At 61.5% G+C, this 16,193-nt stretch carries 11 protein-coding genes; 6 read left to right on the top strand and 5 right to left on the bottom strand.

What is annotated here, in order from left to right; all coding sequences use genetic code 11:
- Positions 1–16 precede the first annotated feature (16 nt).
- The 5 genes from I1969_RS04475 to gltX all read right to left on the bottom strand — a co-directional run bounded on the left by I1969_RS04475 (position 17) and on the right by gltX (position 7,232).
- Positions 17–1,417 (bottom strand): RsmB/NOP family class I SAM-dependent RNA methyltransferase, encoded by a 1,401-nt coding sequence (locus tag I1969_RS04475; protein WP_195233226.1) that lies wholly within the window; start codon positions 1,415–1,417, stop codon positions 17–19.
- Complete coding sequence (gene fmt, locus I1969_RS04470; protein ID WP_195233224.1) at positions 1,414–2,334, bottom strand: methionyl-tRNA formyltransferase; 921 nt, start codon at positions 2,332–2,334, stop codon at positions 1,414–1,416. The genes I1969_RS04475 and fmt overlap by 4 nt, the downstream gene beginning before the upstream one ends.
- Positions 2,335–2,659: 325 nt before the next feature.
- Positions 2,660–3,196: a peptide deformylase gene (def, locus tag I1969_RS04465; RefSeq protein WP_195233222.1), complete on the bottom strand. Its 537-nt coding sequence runs from the start codon at positions 3,194–3,196 to the stop codon at positions 2,660–2,662.
- A gap of 18 nt (positions 3,197–3,214) precedes the next feature.
- Positions 3,215–5,668, bottom strand: coding sequence for a replication restart helicase PriA (gene priA / locus I1969_RS04460; protein WP_411161029.1), 2,454 nt, complete (start codon positions 5,666–5,668; stop codon positions 3,215–3,217).
- A gap of 88 nt (positions 5,669–5,756) precedes the next feature.
- Entirely contained in the window at positions 5,757–7,232 is a 1,476-nt protein-coding gene (gltX, locus tag I1969_RS04455; protein ID WP_195233220.1) for a glutamate--tRNA ligase, read from the bottom strand.
- 289 nt (positions 7,233–7,521) lie between these two features.
- Here gltX and metK point away from each other — a divergent pair, with 289 nt between their 5' ends.
- The 6 genes from metK to I1969_RS04425 all read left to right on the top strand — a co-directional run bounded on the left by metK (position 7,522) and on the right by I1969_RS04425 (position 16,189).
- Positions 7,522–8,802, top strand: coding sequence for a methionine adenosyltransferase (gene metK, locus I1969_RS04450; protein WP_195233218.1), 1,281 nt, complete (start codon positions 7,522–7,524; stop codon positions 8,800–8,802).
- Positions 8,803–9,148: 346 nt separating this feature from the next.
- Positions 9,149–10,756, top strand: coding sequence for an L-serine ammonia-lyase, iron-sulfur-dependent, subunit alpha (sdaAA, locus tag I1969_RS04445; RefSeq protein ID WP_161160217.1), 1,608 nt, complete (start codon positions 9,149–9,151; stop codon positions 10,754–10,756).
- Positions 10,757–10,905: 149 nt separating this feature from the next.
- Complete coding sequence (locus I1969_RS04440; RefSeq protein WP_195233215.1) at positions 10,906–12,639, top strand: L,D-transpeptidase; 1,734 nt, start codon at positions 10,906–10,908, stop codon at positions 12,637–12,639.
- 132 nt (positions 12,640–12,771) lie between these two features.
- The gene (locus I1969_RS04435; RefSeq protein WP_195233213.1) at positions 12,772–14,208 is read left to right on the top strand and encodes an efflux RND transporter periplasmic adaptor subunit; all 1,437 of its coding nucleotides are present in this window, start codon (positions 12,772–12,774) and stop codon (positions 14,206–14,208) included.
- Positions 14,208–14,981, top strand: coding sequence for an ABC transporter ATP-binding protein (locus I1969_RS04430; protein ID WP_161115673.1), 774 nt, complete (start codon positions 14,208–14,210; stop codon positions 14,979–14,981). The genes I1969_RS04435 and I1969_RS04430 overlap by 1 nt, the downstream gene beginning before the upstream one ends.
- Entirely contained in the window at positions 14,978–16,189 is a 1,212-nt protein-coding gene (locus I1969_RS04425) for an ABC transporter permease (RefSeq protein WP_195233211.1), read from the top strand. The genes I1969_RS04430 and I1969_RS04425 overlap by 4 nt, the downstream gene beginning before the upstream one ends.
- Positions 16,190–16,193: the final 4 nt, after the last annotated feature.

Below are 16,193 nucleotides of genomic sequence, written 5' to 3'. Positions count from 1 at the left end.
CACCGCAACTTAGTCGTTACTTGTGGACCAGTCTGGCGCAGAAGTGGCCGTCGTAGGAATCGGCGTTTACCGGCACGCTTTGGAAGAGGCCCCGATCGTTCTGGCGTACGGAAACGAGCTTCTTGGCCTGATCGAACTCAGGGAGTTGCAGAATCTGTGCCTCGGAAAGCGGTGCCACGCTAAAGCCGGCGCCCTCAGGAGAAGCAAGGAAAGCATCCACCACCTGCGTGTTCTCCTCGTCGAAGACCGAGCACGTCGCATAGATGAGCTCGCCGCCGGCAGCCACGCGCGCGGCGGCTTCCTTGAGCATCGACAGCTGCAGTTTGGGCAGCTCAACCGTCACATCCTTTTCGGTCAGACGCCACGGGATCTCGGGATGACGACGCATGGTTCCGGTGCCCGAGCACGGCGCATCGATAAAGACCGTGTCGAATTTAACCGGCTCGCCAAGCATGGCATCAAACGATGTGAGCACCTCATCAAGCTCGCATGCATCGCCCGAAACCGTGCGAACGCCCTGAATACCCGCCTTATGCAGGCGAGCAAGATTCAGGTCACACTTGCGATCATGCAAATCGAGCGCCGTATGCTGACGCTCATACCCCGCACGCTTGGCCTGACACATCATCACATAGGTCTTGGTGCCACGACCGGCACCAATCTCAAGACAGCTACCAGGGCGCGTGGCAGCTGTGGCGATAAGCTGCGCGTTAAGGTCCGAGGCCACCGCGGCAGCACGCTCAAACACACCCGAAGCAACGGTAACCTGGGCATCAACCGGGGCATGGCAGCCCGGGAAGACAGGCGCGACGAGCTGCGAGATATACGGATCGGGCTTGGTCGCAAAGGCCTTCTCATGCAGGGCCAGTGGCGCGGGGGCCAGATTGCCGGCAAAGTTAAGCGCACCCTCTGGAGTGTCGAACGATGCCATAATGCGAGCGCACAGCCAACGCGGCAGTCCCATCAGGCGCGACAGACGAACCAGGCGTCGCTCAGACTCATCTACATCGGACGCCGTGGCAAAGTCCTCAACGTTGTCCGCGACCTTATGCAGCACGGCATTGGCCAAACCGGCGGCAGACTTAGCTCCGCTGCGCACCAGCTCAACGCCCTGACTCACCGCAACGCGACCAAGCGTATGCAGATAGAGCATCTCGAAGGCCGAGATACGAAGCGCCATGCGAACACGCGGCGCAACCTTTTTAGGCTTATCGAGAAACTGATCGAGCAGTTCGTCCAAAATACCCTGCGTCGCGGCCACACCAAGCGCCAAGCGAGCTGCAAAAGCGGAATCGCGCTGGTCAATAGCCTTGGCCGATGCGCGAGATGACAGCACGTCGCGCGCATACATGCCGCGGCGATCGGCCTCCATCAGCACATCGAGCGCAAGCTTGCGCGCGGGAGACAGCTTGCTCATGACAAAACACCCCAGATAAGATCGGCGCCTTGCAGCCCAGCAGCCCAAGCAGAAGCGGCCATGGCACGCTTGCCATCGGGCTTAACCTCGAGCAGTTCAACCGCACCATCGGAAAGGCCAAGGAAAACACGCTTGTTCTTAACGTCAACGCCGCCCTTGCCAAGCGAAACATCGGCCAGCGCAGCATCGAGCACACGCACGGTCTTGCCGGCAATCACGCAACGAGCAGGCGCGGTATCGGACGAAGCGAGCACATGACGCACGCAATCGAGCGCAGCCATCTGCGGATCCAGACGCATCTCCAGCTTGGAAATCTTGGCAGCATGAGTGACGAGCGACTCATCCTGCTCAGTCCACACGGCGGTGCCATCGGCAAGAGAAGGAAGCGTATCGGCAAGCAGTTTGCCGCCAAGCTCACCAAGCTCCATGGTCAGCGCCTCAGCGTTCTTACCGGAAACCGACGTGGAAGCCTGAGCACAATAAGCACCAGTATCCACGCCATGTCCAATGCGCATAATGGAAACGCCAGCAACCTCATCACCAGCAAGAATCGCACGCTGAATAGGAGCGGCGCCACGCCAACGAGGCAGCAAAGACGCATGAACATTCACAATACCAAGCGGCGCCATGTGAAGAACCTCATCGGGCAAAATGCAACCATAAGCAGCCACACAGAAAATATCGGCTTGCGCAGCTTGGAGAGCCTCAACAACCTCGGCCGTCATACGATTAGCCTCAATAACCGGCAACTCTAGCTCAAGTGCCTTAGCCTTAACAGGAGACGGCTCCAACTTTTTACCACGCCCACGAACAGCATCGGGACGAGTAACAACAAGCGCAATCTCGTTTCCAGCTTCGACAAGCGAAACCAGCGAAGGCACAGCAAAATCAGGCGTACCCATAAAAACAATACGCATAAAGAACGTCTCCCCTCAACCAAAGCCGAGACGGCTACAAATTAACAGCGGAAAGCCGAGTCACCAGCCCATCCGCAATAACAATTCAACAAGAACAAATATACCCAAAACCAAAGAAAGAGCCGCAATAAAAGCAGCTCTTTCAGCAAAGCAATTATCAGCGAAGACGCCCCTCCCTGGCCCAACGGCACCCGGGCGAACCGAGCCAGAACAACGCAGTCCCCGGTGCTGAGCGCCCACATATCGTCCCGCGCGCAGTTTCGCAGCGCAGCGAGAATGTTTGAGCACGGGATGATATAGGCGGGCGCCCCGGTGACGGACAAACCTACTCCGTCTCGCCCGGTCGAGCGCCGCGGGCCAGGGCGTCCTGGTACTCCTTGACTGCCTTGAGCCTCTGCATCGGCTTCAGTCGCTCGAACATGGTGTTACCGTGCAGGTGATCGATCTCGTGCTGCAGGCACACGCAGAACAGGTCGCCCGAAGCCTCATAGCGAATCAGGTTGGCGTCCAAGTCGTACGCCTCGACGACGATATGATCGGGACGCTCAATCTCGCAGCTAATGCCAGGAATGGAAAGGCAGCCCTCGCTAAAGGGCACAAGATGGTCACTCTGCTCAACAATGACAGGGTTGATGAGCACGTAGGGGTCGTAGTCGTTCTTGTCGCTGTAGTCGCAGTCGATGGTGACGAGCTGAATGAGCTCGCCGATCTGCGGGGCAGCCAGGCCGCAACCGCCGTTCTCGAACATCATCTTCTTCATCTTCTCGGCAAGCGCCTCGATCGCCGGGGTGATCTCCTCGATGACGGTGCACTCCTGGCGCAGACGAGGGTCGGGCGACAGTACGATTCCGTTGGCTTCCATGGCCATCCTTTCGGGTTGTTACATCAAATCATAGGCGTCGACGTCAACGCTCACGCTCACGCCGCGCACAGAGCCCACCTCTTTGAGGCAGGCGTCGATATCATCAGAGACATGGTACCCTACCGGCGACTTTACAAGCAGATGGAAGCGGCAACGGTCCTTGGCTCTCTCGATTACACATGAAGCCGGGCCCAGCACCTGAGGCACGGCGCTCCCCGCCCGCAAAAAGTCGGGCGCGGCGGCATGCCAGCGGCGCTTGAGGAGCTTCGCGATGCGGCCGATGTAGTCCTGCGCGTCGTCTCGGTTCGCCGACCATACCAAGATGTTGACCAGGCGAACAAACGGCGGGTACAGCGCGTCGCGGCGCTGGTCCAGGTCGTAGTCGGTAAAAATCGAGCGGTCGTGCTCGGCGACGGCGCGGATGACCGGGTCCTCGGGCAGGTAGGTCTGGATGATAACCTCGCCGGGGCGATCGCCGCGGCCGGCGCGGCCCGCAACCTGCTCCAGCAGATCGTAGGCGCGCTCCCCTGCGCGAAAGTCGGGCAGCTTGAGGGCGAAGTCGGCATTGACCACGCCTACGAGCGTGACCTCAGGAAAATCGAGACCCTTTGCGATCATTTGGGTGCCCAGCAACACGGCACAATCCGCCGCATCGAACTGCTCGAGCAGCTTTTTGTGCGCATCCTTGCCGCGCGTGGAATCGGCATCCATGCGAATAATGGCGACATCCTCGGGAAGCATCTGATGCAGTGCGTCCTCGATCTGCTGCGTTCCCAGACCCATTTTTGCCAGGTAGCGACTGCCACATTTGGGGCATCGGCTCGTGGGCGCGGGATACGGCTGCACGCGCCAAGACGAACCGCATGTGTGGCACTGCAGCGTGTGCGTGCGCTCGTGATACGTAAGCGCGGTGGAGCAGTGGTTGCAGGTGGGGACGCAGCCGCACTCGCGGCACATCAGGAACGGCGCAAAGCCACGGCGGTTATGCAGCAGCACGGCCTTCTCGCGGCGCTCGACCACACGCTCCAAGCCCTCCATCAAGGGTTTTGAGAACATGGAGCGGCTGCCGTGCGAGAACTCCCGGCGCAGGTCGGCAATACGGACCGTGGGCAGCACGGCGTGTCCCGGGCGCTCGGGCATCTCGACGCGCGTCCAGGTGGCACCGTTATACGTGCCACGGCGGCAGCGGTCGAGGGCCTCAGCAGAAGGCGTGGCCGAGCCCAGCACGAGCGGGCAGCGATAGCGACGCGCCATCTCGGCCGCAACCTCGCGCGCGTGGTAGCGCGGACTAGAGCCCTGCTTATAGCTGGTCTCGTGCTCCTCGTCGATGATGATGAGGCCTAGATCGCCGAGCGGGCAAAAGAGCGCCGAGCGGGCACCGACGACCACGCGCGCCGCACCACTGGCGACCATATCCCACTGGTCTAGACGCTCGCCGGCCGAAAGCCGCGAGTGGAACACGGCGACCGTCTCGCCAAAGCGCGAGCGGAAGCGGCCGACGGTCTGGGCCGTCAACGAGATCTCGGGTACGAGCACGCAGGCCGAGCGACCGGCCGCGAGCACGCGCTCGATAGCTGAGAGGTAGACCTCGGTTTTACCAGATCCGGTGACGCCGTCGACAAGGACCACGTCGCCATGGGCGTCCAGACGGGCGCGCTCAATCTGCGCGAGTGCCTGTTGCTGACCGTTGGTAAGGGAGACCGGCGCCTTACCGCTTGCCGAGGACAGCGTGGTCTGCTCGCTGCAGCCACGCCACGCACGGCGCTCCTCCACCACCACGACGCCGCGTTTTTCAAGCGCTTTGATGGTCGCCGACATGCTGTTATAGAGAAGGTTGAGGTCGCGTGTCGTGACTGGGCCGCACTGGAGCGCCTCGATGAGCTGACGCTGGCGGACCGCGGTCTTGGGCGGCGTATAGTCGAAGCCCTCGGGCGTAAGCATGACCCAGCGGTTTTGGATGGGTTTGACGGCAGGGCGCTCGACAGTCCACACGCCGTCGTCGCTTTTGACCACGCGCGGGCTTCCACCCGGTGGCAAGAACAGGCGCAGGCACTCGGAAAGCGTCGCGACATACTCGCGGCTCATCCAGCGCGCGATACGGGCAGCCTCGGCGGTAAAGAGCGGTTTGCTGAGGATGGCTTCGACGGCTTTAATGCGCGCGGGGTCGAGCGCGCTGTTGCCCTGCAGATCGCCCAGCTCGGGCGCAATGTCGACGATGTAGCCTGCGGCAGCACGGTTGCCAAAATGGACCAGGACCGTGGATCCGATCTGCGCGTCGCTAGCAAGAGGTTGAGGAATGCCATAGGCAAACGGCTCGGACAGCGCACGCGTCGGGATGTCGAGAACCACGCTCGCATAGGCGGCGATGGGCTCAGGTGCAGGCTTAGGCTGAGCCGAGGCAGCGGCAGACACTGGCTTCACCGGAACCTCCTCCGGTTCCGGCGAACCAAACAGCGACAGTTGCTCGGCCACGGCTCCAGCACCTCCTATCCCATACGTCTACAGAAACAAGAGCCCCGCTCGGGTGAACGGGGCTCGGATACATGCGTTTACACGGCTGCTACAGCGCCATCGTGCGGGCGCGGTCGATGCGCGCCAGGCAGTCGTCGCGGCCGACGAGCGCCATGGTCTCGCCCAGCGGAGGGCTCACCATGTTGCCGCAGACGGCGACGCGCACGGCCTGGAACACCACGCGCTTCTTAAGGTCCATCTGCTCGGGCAGCGGCTCAAGCGCGGCGTCGATGTTCGCGGCGGTCCACTCGGTGACACCCTCGAGCGCGGCCTTGGCGGCGTCCAGGATGGCACCCATGCCTTCCTTGGCTAGGCCCTTGTTAACGGACTTCTCGTCATACTCGAGCGTCTCGGCCGTAGCAAAGATGGGAGCGGCGACGGTCACGGCGTCGGCCGGCATCTTGGTGCGCGGTTTAACGATGGCAGCGAGCGCGTCGATCCAATCCTCGCCGAACTCGACATTACCCTCGATGAGACCCGCCTCGTGCAGTTCGGGGACCATGATCTCGTCGGCAAACTGAGCATCGGACATGCCGTTGATGTACTCAGCGTTGACCCAATCGAGCTTCTTGGGGTCGAAGGTCGCCGGGTTCTTGGAGATGCGGTCGAGCGAGAACTTGCTGGCCAGGACATCGCGCGGGATGATCGTGGTCTCGCCGTCGAGCGACCAGCCGAGCAGCGCCAGGTAGTTGACGAAGGCGTCGGACAGGTAGCCGGCGTCGCGGTACTCCTCCACCGAGGTGGCGCCGTGGCGCTTGGAGAGCTTCTTGCCGTCGGCACCCAAGATCATGGAGATGTGGGCGAACGTAGGCACGGGCGCGCCGAGGGCCTCGTAGACCATGACCTGACGCGGGGTGTTGGACAGGTGGTCGTCGCCGCGGATGACATGGGTAATCTTCATCATGGCGTCGTCGACGACGGTCGCGAAGTTGTACGTGGGCGTGCCATCGGAGCGGAAGATGACAAAGTCGTCGAGCTCCTTGGCGTCGAAGGTCACCTCGCCGTGGACGGCGTCGTGGATGACGACGTCGCCGCGGTCCACGGGCACCTTAATACGCAGGACGTAGGACTCGCCAGCCTCGATGCGGCGGCGGGCCTCCTCGGGATCAAGATCGCGGCAACGGCGCTGATAGCCCTGGAAGGGGTCCTTGCGCTCCTGCGCGGCCTTGCGGTCGGCGTCGAGCTGCTCCTTGGTGCAGAAGCAGGGATAGGCCTTGCCTTCGTCCCAAAGCTTCTGGGCGGCCTGCTTGTACAGGTCCAAGCGCTCGGTCTGGGCGTAGGGGCCAAAGTCGCCGCCCACCTCGGGACCCTCGTCCCAGTCCAGGCCCAGCCAACGCATGGCGCGCAGGATGATCTGCGTGTTCTCGTCGGTGGAGCGGGTGGGGTCGGTGTCGTCGATGCGCAGGATGAACGTGCCGCCGTTTGCACGGGCGAAAGCCCAGTTATAGATAGCGGTGCGGGCGCCGCCGATGTGCAGCTTGCCCGTCGGTGAGGGTGCAAAGCGGACGCGAACGTCTGATGCCATGGAAATCTCCTCGATTGCAGGATGGATGTCTAACTGCATCAGTATAAAGCAACAATGCAACCTCCGCACAAAGGGCACCGACCCACTCATTGGGGACAGACTTAAATGACCAGTTTTTGGAAACGTTCTTAGTTTAAGGCTGGTCATTTAAGTCTGTCCCCAATGAGTACCCAATGAGTAGGTGCGGAAAGGGTGTGAATGTTGGATTTACGCGCTATGATGTGCCCTTGCATACAGAGCCCGGCGGAATGGTAACGGTCGCCGGGACACGTTATTCGAAAGGACAATCATGTCAGAAGAGCTTCGTTCCATTCCACCCCAACACGGATCGTTTGTGTTTACGTCGGAGTCGGTGACCGAGGGTCATCCCGATAAGATCGCCGACCAGATCAGCGACGCCGTCCTCGACGCAATCCTCGCCAAAGAAATAGAGCTCCAGGAGCAGGGCTATATTGCGCCCAACGGCGTGCCCGCCAACGTGGAGAACGTCCGCTGCGCCTGCGAGACCCTCGTGACCACCGGCACCGTCATCGTTGCCGGCGAGATCCGCACCCAGGCCTACGTCGATGTGCAGGAAATCGCCCGTGGCGTTATCCGCCGCATCGGCTACAACCGCGCAAAGTTCGGTTTTGACTGCGATACCTGCGGCGTTATGAGCCTCATCCACGAGCAGTCCCCCGATATCGCCCAGGGCGTCGACGAGTCGTTTGAGACCCAGACCGGCGCCACCGCCGACCCGATCGACCTGATCGGCGCCGGCGACCAGGGCATGATGTTCGGCTACGCCTCCAACGAGACCAAGACCTTAATGCCCATGCCGCACTACCTTGCCAGCCGCCTGGCCGAGCGTCTGGCAGCCGTGCGCCACGATAGCACCCTCGCCTACCTGCGCCCCGACGGCAAGACCCAGGTTACCGTGCGCTACGAAGATGGCAAGCCCGTGGAGGTCACGACCATCGTCATCTCCACGCAGCATGCTGCCGAGATCGAGGACATGGGCAAGATCAAGGCCGATCTGATCGAGCACGTCATCACCCCGGTTATGGCTGCCGAGAACATGCCGTGGAACAACGCGGACATCTACGTGAACCCCACCGGTCGCTTTGTCGTGGGCGGCCCCATGGGCGACACGGGCCTGACCGGCCGCAAGATCATCGTCGACACCTACGGCGGCTACGGCCGTCACGGTGGTGGCGCCTTTAGCGGCAAGGACTGCACCAAGGTCGATCGCTCTGCCGCGTACGCCGCGCGCTGGGTCGCCAAAAACGTGGTCGCCGCCGGCCTGGCCGATCGCTGCGAGGTAGAGCTGGCCTATGCCATCGGCGTGTCCAAGCCGCTGTCGATCATGGTCGACACCTTTGGCACCGCGCATGTCGCCGAGGACAAGATCGTCGAAGCCGTCGAGAAGACCTTCGACCTGCGCCCGGGCGCCATCATCCGCGACCTGGACCTGCGTCGCCCCATCTACGAAAAGACGGCAGCCTACGGCCACTTCGGCCGCGAAGACGCCGACTTCACCTGGGAGAAGACCGACCGAATCGAAGAACTCAAAGCAGCCTGCGGCCTGTAAAAAAGAACCTCCAAGGTTTCAATGACATAAGCGCTTTCAAAAGAAGTACCGCCCCCAAGCGGTACTTCTTTTTTATTAATCCGGTGGTGAAGATGTTTAGATATGAGCCTACGCTGCGTCACCAGCTGATGAATTTTGCAGCACGCGCGCCTCTACCATGTATCCTAAGTTCCAAGGGCTTTGGTATTTGGTCGGTCGCGAGTTCCGCACGAGCCGGAGGCCACTTAATGTGGCCTCCGTGCGAGCCAGAACTGTAGAGCAGGCGACCAAATACCAAAGCCCTTGGAACGGCGGGACAGAGTATGCCCCGCCCCTCGGGACGACGGGACAGATTAAAGGAGCACCCATGGCAGGCAAGCCACAAACACTAGCTACGACCTCGGCATTCGAGATCTTGGGCCCCGTCATGGTCGGCCCCAGCTCATCGCACACCGCCGGCGCCCTGCGCTGCGCCCAAGTTGCCGCCAGCCTGCTGGAAGGCCGCATCACCAAAGTCACCTTTGGCCTGTGGAACTCCTTCGCCCACACCTACCGCGGCCACGGCACCGACCGTGCGCTCGTCGCGGGCATACTGGGCCTCGACACCGATGACGAGAACATCAAGCAGGCCTTCGACCTCGCACGCGAGCAGGGCCTCGAATATCACTTTGACATCAAGGGCGACGACGCGTCCATCCACCCCAACACCGTCGACATTGACATGGTCGACGACACGGGCGCCACGGCACAGGTCCGCGGCGAGAGCCTGGGCGGCGGCAAGATGCGCATCAGCCGCATTAACGGCGTCGGCGTCGACATCTCGGGCATGTATTCCACGCTCTTCGTGGCGCACAAGGACGTCCCCGGTGTACTCGCCGCGCTCACCAACCTGCTCGCCTACGCACACGTGAACATCGCCTTCTGCCGCACCTACCGCACCGAAGTGGGCGGCCAGGCTTACTCCGTCTTTGAGACCGACGGTGCGCCCGACGACACCGTCGTCCCCATGCTCCGCAAGCTCGACAATGTCGATTACGCGACCTTTATCGAGCTCCCCGGTTCTGCCTCGTCACTCTCCCCCGGCGTCTCGGCCAAGGAGATCTTCGACGACGGCGAGCAGCTGCTCGATGCGTGCGAGGAACTGGGACTCAGCATCGGTGCCGTCATGGCCGTTCGCGAGGCACGTCTGACCGGCGAGGCCCACGCCGTCGCCGCCATGCGCCGCGTGCTCGACGTCATGCGCGAGGAGACCACGGCCCCCATCGCCAATCCGCAGCGCTCGCTCGGCGGGCTTATCGGCGGCGAGGCCAAGCTCGTCGAAGCAACCCGCTGCAACGATTTGAGTGCAAGCCTGATGGGCACCGTCCAGACCGACGCCGTTGCCCGCGCCATGGCCGTGCTCGAGCGCTCAGCTACCATGGGCGTGATCGTCGCCGCCCCCACGGCCGGCTCCGCGGGTGTTGTGCCCGGCTGCGTGCTGGCGCTCGCCGATCGCCTGCAGCTCGACGACGAGCAGGTCATGGACGCCCTCTACTGCGCAGCCGCCATCGGCCTCAACCTCACCACAAGCGCCTGCGTTGCCGGCGCCGAGGGCGGCTGCCAGGCCGAGGTGGGAAGCGCCGCCGCCATGGCAGCCGCCGCGCTGGTGCAGATGCTCGGCGGCACGCCCGAGCAGGCGCTCGACGCCAGTTCCATCGCGCTGAGTAACCTGCTGGGCCTCGTTTGTGACCCCGTCGGTGGCCTCGTGGAGGTGCCCTGCCAAAACCGCAACGCCATCGGCGTGGCAGCGGCCTTTAGCTCGGCACAACTCGCCCTCGCAGGCATTAAGAGCTTGGTGCCGTTTGACCAGATGGCACATGTAATGCTCTCGGTGGGCCACGCGTTGCCGGCCACGCTGCGCGAGACGGCAAAGGGCGGCATCGCGCAGGCTCCGGCCGCACTTTCGGCCTGTGCAAAATGCGGTGTGTGCGGATAGCGACAAAGAAGGACTCAAAGGTGGGACATTTGTCCCAGCTCTTTCGAATGCCACCGTTTCCGTACCACAAACAGCAGGGCAATCGCTATAATGCAAGCCCAGTAAAAACACGATGAGCCACAAGGCGAAAATCGAAGGATATGCATACGATGTCGCAAAACGATCGAACTCAACTGATTCCCGATCCGCAGCAGCCGAGCAGGCACGCCGGCGGCGTTCAGTCGCCGCGCCCTATCGCGCCGAGCCACGGTCAGCAGCGTAGTGCAGCAAACGCTTCCCAACGCCCGAACCAACAGCGACAGCAGCGTCAACAACGTCAGCAGCGCCAGGCAAACGGCAATGCGCCCAAGCAGCCCCACACGCACGCTCGAGGCGATCGTGGCCCCGCGCGCAAACCCGCCGAGAACAATAAGTCGGGCAAAAAGACGACGCTCTTTGTCGTCCTGGGTCTAATCGTCATTGTCTATATCGTAGGCGTCGTAGCATTTTCGCAGGTAGCCTACCCCAACACCACCATCGCCGGCGTCGATGTCTCGTTCTCCAACGCTTCGTCTGCCGCCACCAAGGTCAACTCGGCTTGGAAGCACTATAAGCTCACCGTGACAGGCGATGACTTTAGCTGGACCTATCAGCCCGAGTCCGATGAACCCATCGTCGACGGTGAAGCTGCTGCAAAAGAAATCATCAACCACAACGAAGCCTTTATTTGGCCGGTCCGCCTTGTGGAATCCTTAAGCGGCAAGACCAAAACAACTGCTACCTCCAACGAAGTCGATCTTGATCAAGACGTCGACCTGTCCATGCTTTCCGACGCCTTTGACCAAAAGAAGTTTGAGAAGGATCTGGGCGCCGCCATCGACGAGTTTAACGAAGGACGTTCGGGCACGTTCGAGGCCAATAGCTCCTATGACGAGCAAGCGGGCAAGTTTACCGTCGAGAAGGCGCGCTCCAACGAAAAACTCAACCGCGAGCATGTCATTAAATATGCCGAGCTCGAGCTCGCCTCGCTGGCCGAGACCGTAGATCTTTCCAAGCTCGGCAACGATGCCTATGAGCCACTCAATGGAACGCTGACCGATGATCAGATTCAGGCCGCATGCGATGCCGCCAACAACTTCCTGGGCGTCAACGTGACCCTCAAGCTCAACGGCGAGGATGCCGGCAAGGTTGATGGCGGCTCCGTATTGCAGTGGATCAGCTTTGCCGATCCGGCCAACCCCACGCTCGATACTTCGCAGATCAGTAGCTGGGCAGCCGAGCTCGCCAACGGCTTTAATACCGTGGGCTCCACTCGCTGGTGGACGCGCGCCGATGGCAAGCAGTGCGCCGTCGAAGGCGGCGACTTTGGTTGGTCCATCGACAGCAGCTCGCTCGCCAAGCAGGTCGAGGACGCCATTAGCAACAAGCAGACCGGCGAAATCGAGATCAAGTACTCCCAGAAGGCCGACACCTTTACCGCAAAGGGAGAGCCCGACTGGAAGGCATACATCGACGTCGACCTGTCCGAGCAGCACGCGCGCTACTATGACGAGAACGGTAATATCGTTTGGGAGGCCAACTTTATTTCCGGCAAACCGGGCGAAGACGCCACCCCCGAGGGCGTGTGGCAGATCAACAGCAACGACGGTGGCAGCACCCTGATCGGAGCCAAGGACCCCGAGACCGGTAAGCCCAAATACGAGAGCCCGGTGAGCTACTGGATGCCGTTTGAGGGCAATATGATCGGCTTCCACGACGCTACATGGCAAAACGACAAGAGCTTCGATAATGCCGAGTCGTACAAGTGGTGCGGCAGCCATGGTTGCATCAACCTGCGCCTGGCAGACGCCAAGGCACTTCACGACTGCATCAAAGTCGGCCTGTGCGTGGTTGTCCACTCGTAGTGCAACGCACGCATTCCTACAACGTGGAACCGCTGCGACCAATCTAACAGTTCCGAAAGAAACCGTCCTATGCGCCCGCCCCAACCGGTGGGCGCATATAATTATCGAGGTTCTTTCTATAAAGGAGACGCTATGCCGAATGTCCCCACGATCACCCCAGGCCCAGATGATACCGAGCGCACGCCCGAAGGTGCCACCGAAACGATTCCTCTGATTTCAAACGTATATGCCGACAAGCAGAGCGGACGCGCGAACGATACGGCCGAGATTTCCGATGAAGAGGCATATGCCAAGCTCAAGGCAAAACGTGCCGATCGTCGACGCAAAAAGCTGATTCGACGCGGTATTGCCGCCGGCGTCGTGGGTGCCATCGCGCTCATTGCCATTGCCGCAACCCTGGTTATCAATGCTCAGCCACAGGGCGCTAGTGGGCCTGTGACCGACATGGTGACCGAGGGTACGTTTACCACAACGGTCGAGGCGAAAGGCCAGCTCAAACCCATTTCGTCCTCAGTGGTCTCCCCTTCTGTCGACGGCACGGTCGATTCGATCAACGTGCAGGCAGGCCAATCCGTCAACGAGGGCGACGTGCTTATGACCATTAAAAATGACGAGCTCGATCGCAACGTTGCCGAGGCGCAGCGTGCAGTTGCAGCCGCTCAGGAAGACCTCGCCAACGCGCAGAAAGCCGCAACCGCCGCGCAGGCCACCCCGACGACGGACGCCGATGGAGCTTCCGCAGCGGCTGGCGTCTCCGCCGCATCGGCGGACACGAACGCCGTATCGGCCGCGCAGCGCAGCCTCGCATCGGCCCAGGCAAACCTAGACCAGGCGAACGCCAAGGCCGCCAGTCGCACGGTCACGGCCCCGAGCTCGGGTAGCATCGTGGAGCTCAACGCCAAGGTGGGCGCCACGGTAACAGGCGGCATGATCATGGGCGAAAGCGATACGAGCGGCGGCAAGCAGTGCATGCAGATCGCCGACCTATCTAAGATGAAGGTGACCGTGCAGGTGGGCGAAAAGGACATCGCCAAGATCGCCGTTGGACAGAGCGCCAACGTCACGTATCCCGCGTTTCCCGATATCGTGAGCCAGGGCACCGTCACGGCTATCGCGTCGGTGGCAAACTCCGATGCCGCCAACGGTGGCGGCGGCAGCGTAACCTTTAACGTCGACATCCTCATCGAGGCGCCCGACGCGCGCCTGAAGCCGGGCATGACGGCCGAGGTATCGGTGGTGACCGAGCAGCTCGACGACGTGGTGATGGTGCCGACGATGGCGCTCATGACCGAAGACGGCGAACACTATTACGTCAACGTGGCAACCGATGACGAGGGCAAGCAAACCCATCGCGTGAAGGTGGCCGTCGTGACGCAAAACGACAACGAAGCCGTAGTCGGCAAGACACAGGTCAAGCGCGACGACCAGGGCAACGAGATCAACCCCAACGTGCCGGTTACCAAGCTGCGCGATGGCGACACGCTCGTCATGGACACCGGAGCGGACGCAACGGCTGACGGCGGCTACAGCGCGGATTCGGGCAGTATGCCTGCCGATGAGGACATGTAATGCGTCCCGTTATCGACATCCGCAACGTGCACCGCATCTTTGAGAGCGAGGCGGGGTGCGCCCACATCCTGCACAACGTGAGCCTGGCGGTAGATCCCGGCGAGTTCGTCGCCATTACCGGCCCTTCGGGCTCGGGCAAGTCAACGCTCATGAACATCCTGGGCTGTCTGGACAAACCGACGGCGGGCGACTATTACCTGCAAGGGCTCAACGTGGCCGAGCTTGACGATGACGAGCTCACCGAAGTTCGCGCCCTGAGTATTGGCTTTGTCTTTCAGAGTTTCAACCTGCTGCCGCGCCTGTCGGTTATCGAAAACGTCATGCTGCCGCTGGCCTACACCAATGTGCCCCGTAGCCAGCGCGAAATGCGCGCCGTGCACGCGCTGCAGGCTGTCACGCTGCCCGTCGACCACTGGGACCACCGCATATCCGAGCTCTCGGGCGGCCAGATGCAGCGCGTCGCAATTGCGCGCGCCCTCGTCAATGACCCGCCCATCATTCTGGCCGACGAGCCGACGGGAAACCTGGACTCCGCCACTGGAGCGCTTGTGATGGAGACCTTCCATAAGCTCCAGAAGCGCGGCAAAACCATCGTGCTTATCACACACGACCCCAGCATCGCCGCCGAGGCCGACCGTGCCATGACCATCCGCGACGGTCGCATTCACGACGGCGCGTATATTCCACATGCACCGCGGACCCTGCGCAGCGCCGTAGATAGCCTGCCCATGATTTCCGCCTCCACCAACCCGCCGAAAGGAGTGGTGGCATGAGCGCCCGCGATCTCATCCAGGAAGCCCTTCACTCGCTCGAAGCCAACAAGGGGCGCAGCCTGCTCACCATCCTGGGCATTGTCATCGGCATCGCCTCGGTTATCGCCATGACTTCGCTCATCGGCGGTATCCAAAACAGCCTGGTCAACAGTCTGGGCCTCAATGCGGCACGCATGGTGCAAATCTATTCGTCGCAAGAACTCACCGAGTCGGACATCGAGAAGCTTCAAAAACTGGTGCCGCAGATAGAGCAGATCGGCATTGTCGACAGCGCGTATACCGAGTATAAGACCGGCGATAAAAGCTATACCGTCATGGCACAGGGTGTCGATAGCGACATGCTCGACGCCGTGGGGGCCAGCAAGCTCGTTGCGGGGCGCACCTATTCCCAGGCCGAGTCCCAATCAGGCTCGCGCGTGGCGCTCATCAGCCGCAACGGCGCCGATCAGCTTTACGGCAACGAACAGGATGCGCTGGGGAAAACCATCAAGGTGTCCAACGGCGAGGTGCAGATTGTAGGCGTGATTGATGGCGGCAGCGACTCCATGGGCTCGCTCACGCTGTATATGCCACGCGAAACTATCTCCGGACTGTTTGGCGACGAGAATCCTTCATTCCCCAGCGTGACGGCACTTGCCGCCGAGGGCACGGACATGGATGAGCTTTGTAAGACCATCGAGTCCAAGGTGCGCGCGATGAAGGACATCGAGGAGGATGAGTACGACAGTGTATCGGCGACATCCATGAAAAGCGCCATCGATGCACTCAACTCCTTTATGGGCGCATTCTCGCTCATCATGGGCGCTGTCGCCAGCATCTCGCTGCTTGTCGGCGGTATCGGCATTATGAATATGATGCTCACCAACGTGACTGAGCGCATCCGCGAGATCGGTATTCGCCGTGCTCTGGGCGCCAGTCGTCGCGATATCACCGCGCAGTTTTTGGCCGAGTCTTCGGCGCTGTGCGTCACCGGCGGACTGTTGGGTGTCCTGATAGGCTATCTGCTAGCCTGGGGCCTCGCGATGTTTGCCTCCGGATCCGGGATTCTTGGCGAGCTCGGAGCCAGCGGGCAAATCACACCGAGCTTTTCAATCGCCACGGTGCTGCTGGCCTTCGCCGTCTCCGTCGGCATCGGCGTAATCTTTGGCTTCTACCCCGCTCGCCGTGCAGCAAAGCTCGACCCGGTGGAATGCCTACGCTACCAGTAAGCCA

Origin of the sequence: Collinsella aerofaciens (assembly GCF_015548375.1) — a bacterium.
GTDB lineage: Bacteria > Actinomycetota > Coriobacteriia > Coriobacteriales > Coriobacteriaceae > Collinsella > Collinsella aerofaciens_AB.
This window is presented reverse-complemented; position numbering and strand designations above follow the sequence as displayed.

Excerpts from the sequence above, each read along its gene's own strand:
- sdaAA (WP_161160217.1), top strand. The coding sequence starts at position 9,149 with ATGGCAGGCAAGCCACAAACACTAGCTACGACCTCGGCATTCGAGATC.
- I1969_RS04435 (WP_195233213.1), top strand. The coding sequence starts at position 12,772 with ATGCCGAATGTCCCCACGATCACCCCAGGCCCAGATGATACCGAGCGC.
- fmt (WP_195233224.1), bottom strand. The coding sequence starts at position 2,334 with ATGCGTATTGTTTTTATGGGTACGCCTGATTTTGCTGTGCCTTCGCTG.
- I1969_RS04430 (WP_161115673.1), top strand. The coding sequence starts at position 14,208 with ATGCGTCCCGTTATCGACATCCGCAACGTGCACCGCATCTTTGAGAGC.
- gltX (WP_195233220.1), bottom strand. The coding sequence starts at position 7,232 with ATGGCATCAGACGTTCGCGTCCGCTTTGCACCCTCACCGACGGGCAAG.
- metK (WP_195233218.1), top strand. The coding sequence starts at position 7,522 with ATGTCAGAAGAGCTTCGTTCCATTCCACCCCAACACGGATCGTTTGTG.
- I1969_RS04425 (WP_195233211.1), top strand. The coding sequence starts at position 14,978 with ATGAGCGCCCGCGATCTCATCCAGGAAGCCCTTCACTCGCTCGAAGCC.
- I1969_RS04440 (WP_195233215.1), top strand. The coding sequence starts at position 10,906 with ATGTCGCAAAACGATCGAACTCAACTGATTCCCGATCCGCAGCAGCCG.
- I1969_RS04475 (WP_195233226.1), bottom strand. The coding sequence starts at position 1,417 with ATGAGCAAGCTGTCTCCCGCGCGCAAGCTTGCGCTCGATGTGCTGATG.
- def (WP_195233222.1), bottom strand. The coding sequence starts at position 3,196 with ATGGAAGCCAACGGAATCGTACTGTCGCCCGACCCTCGTCTGCGCCAG.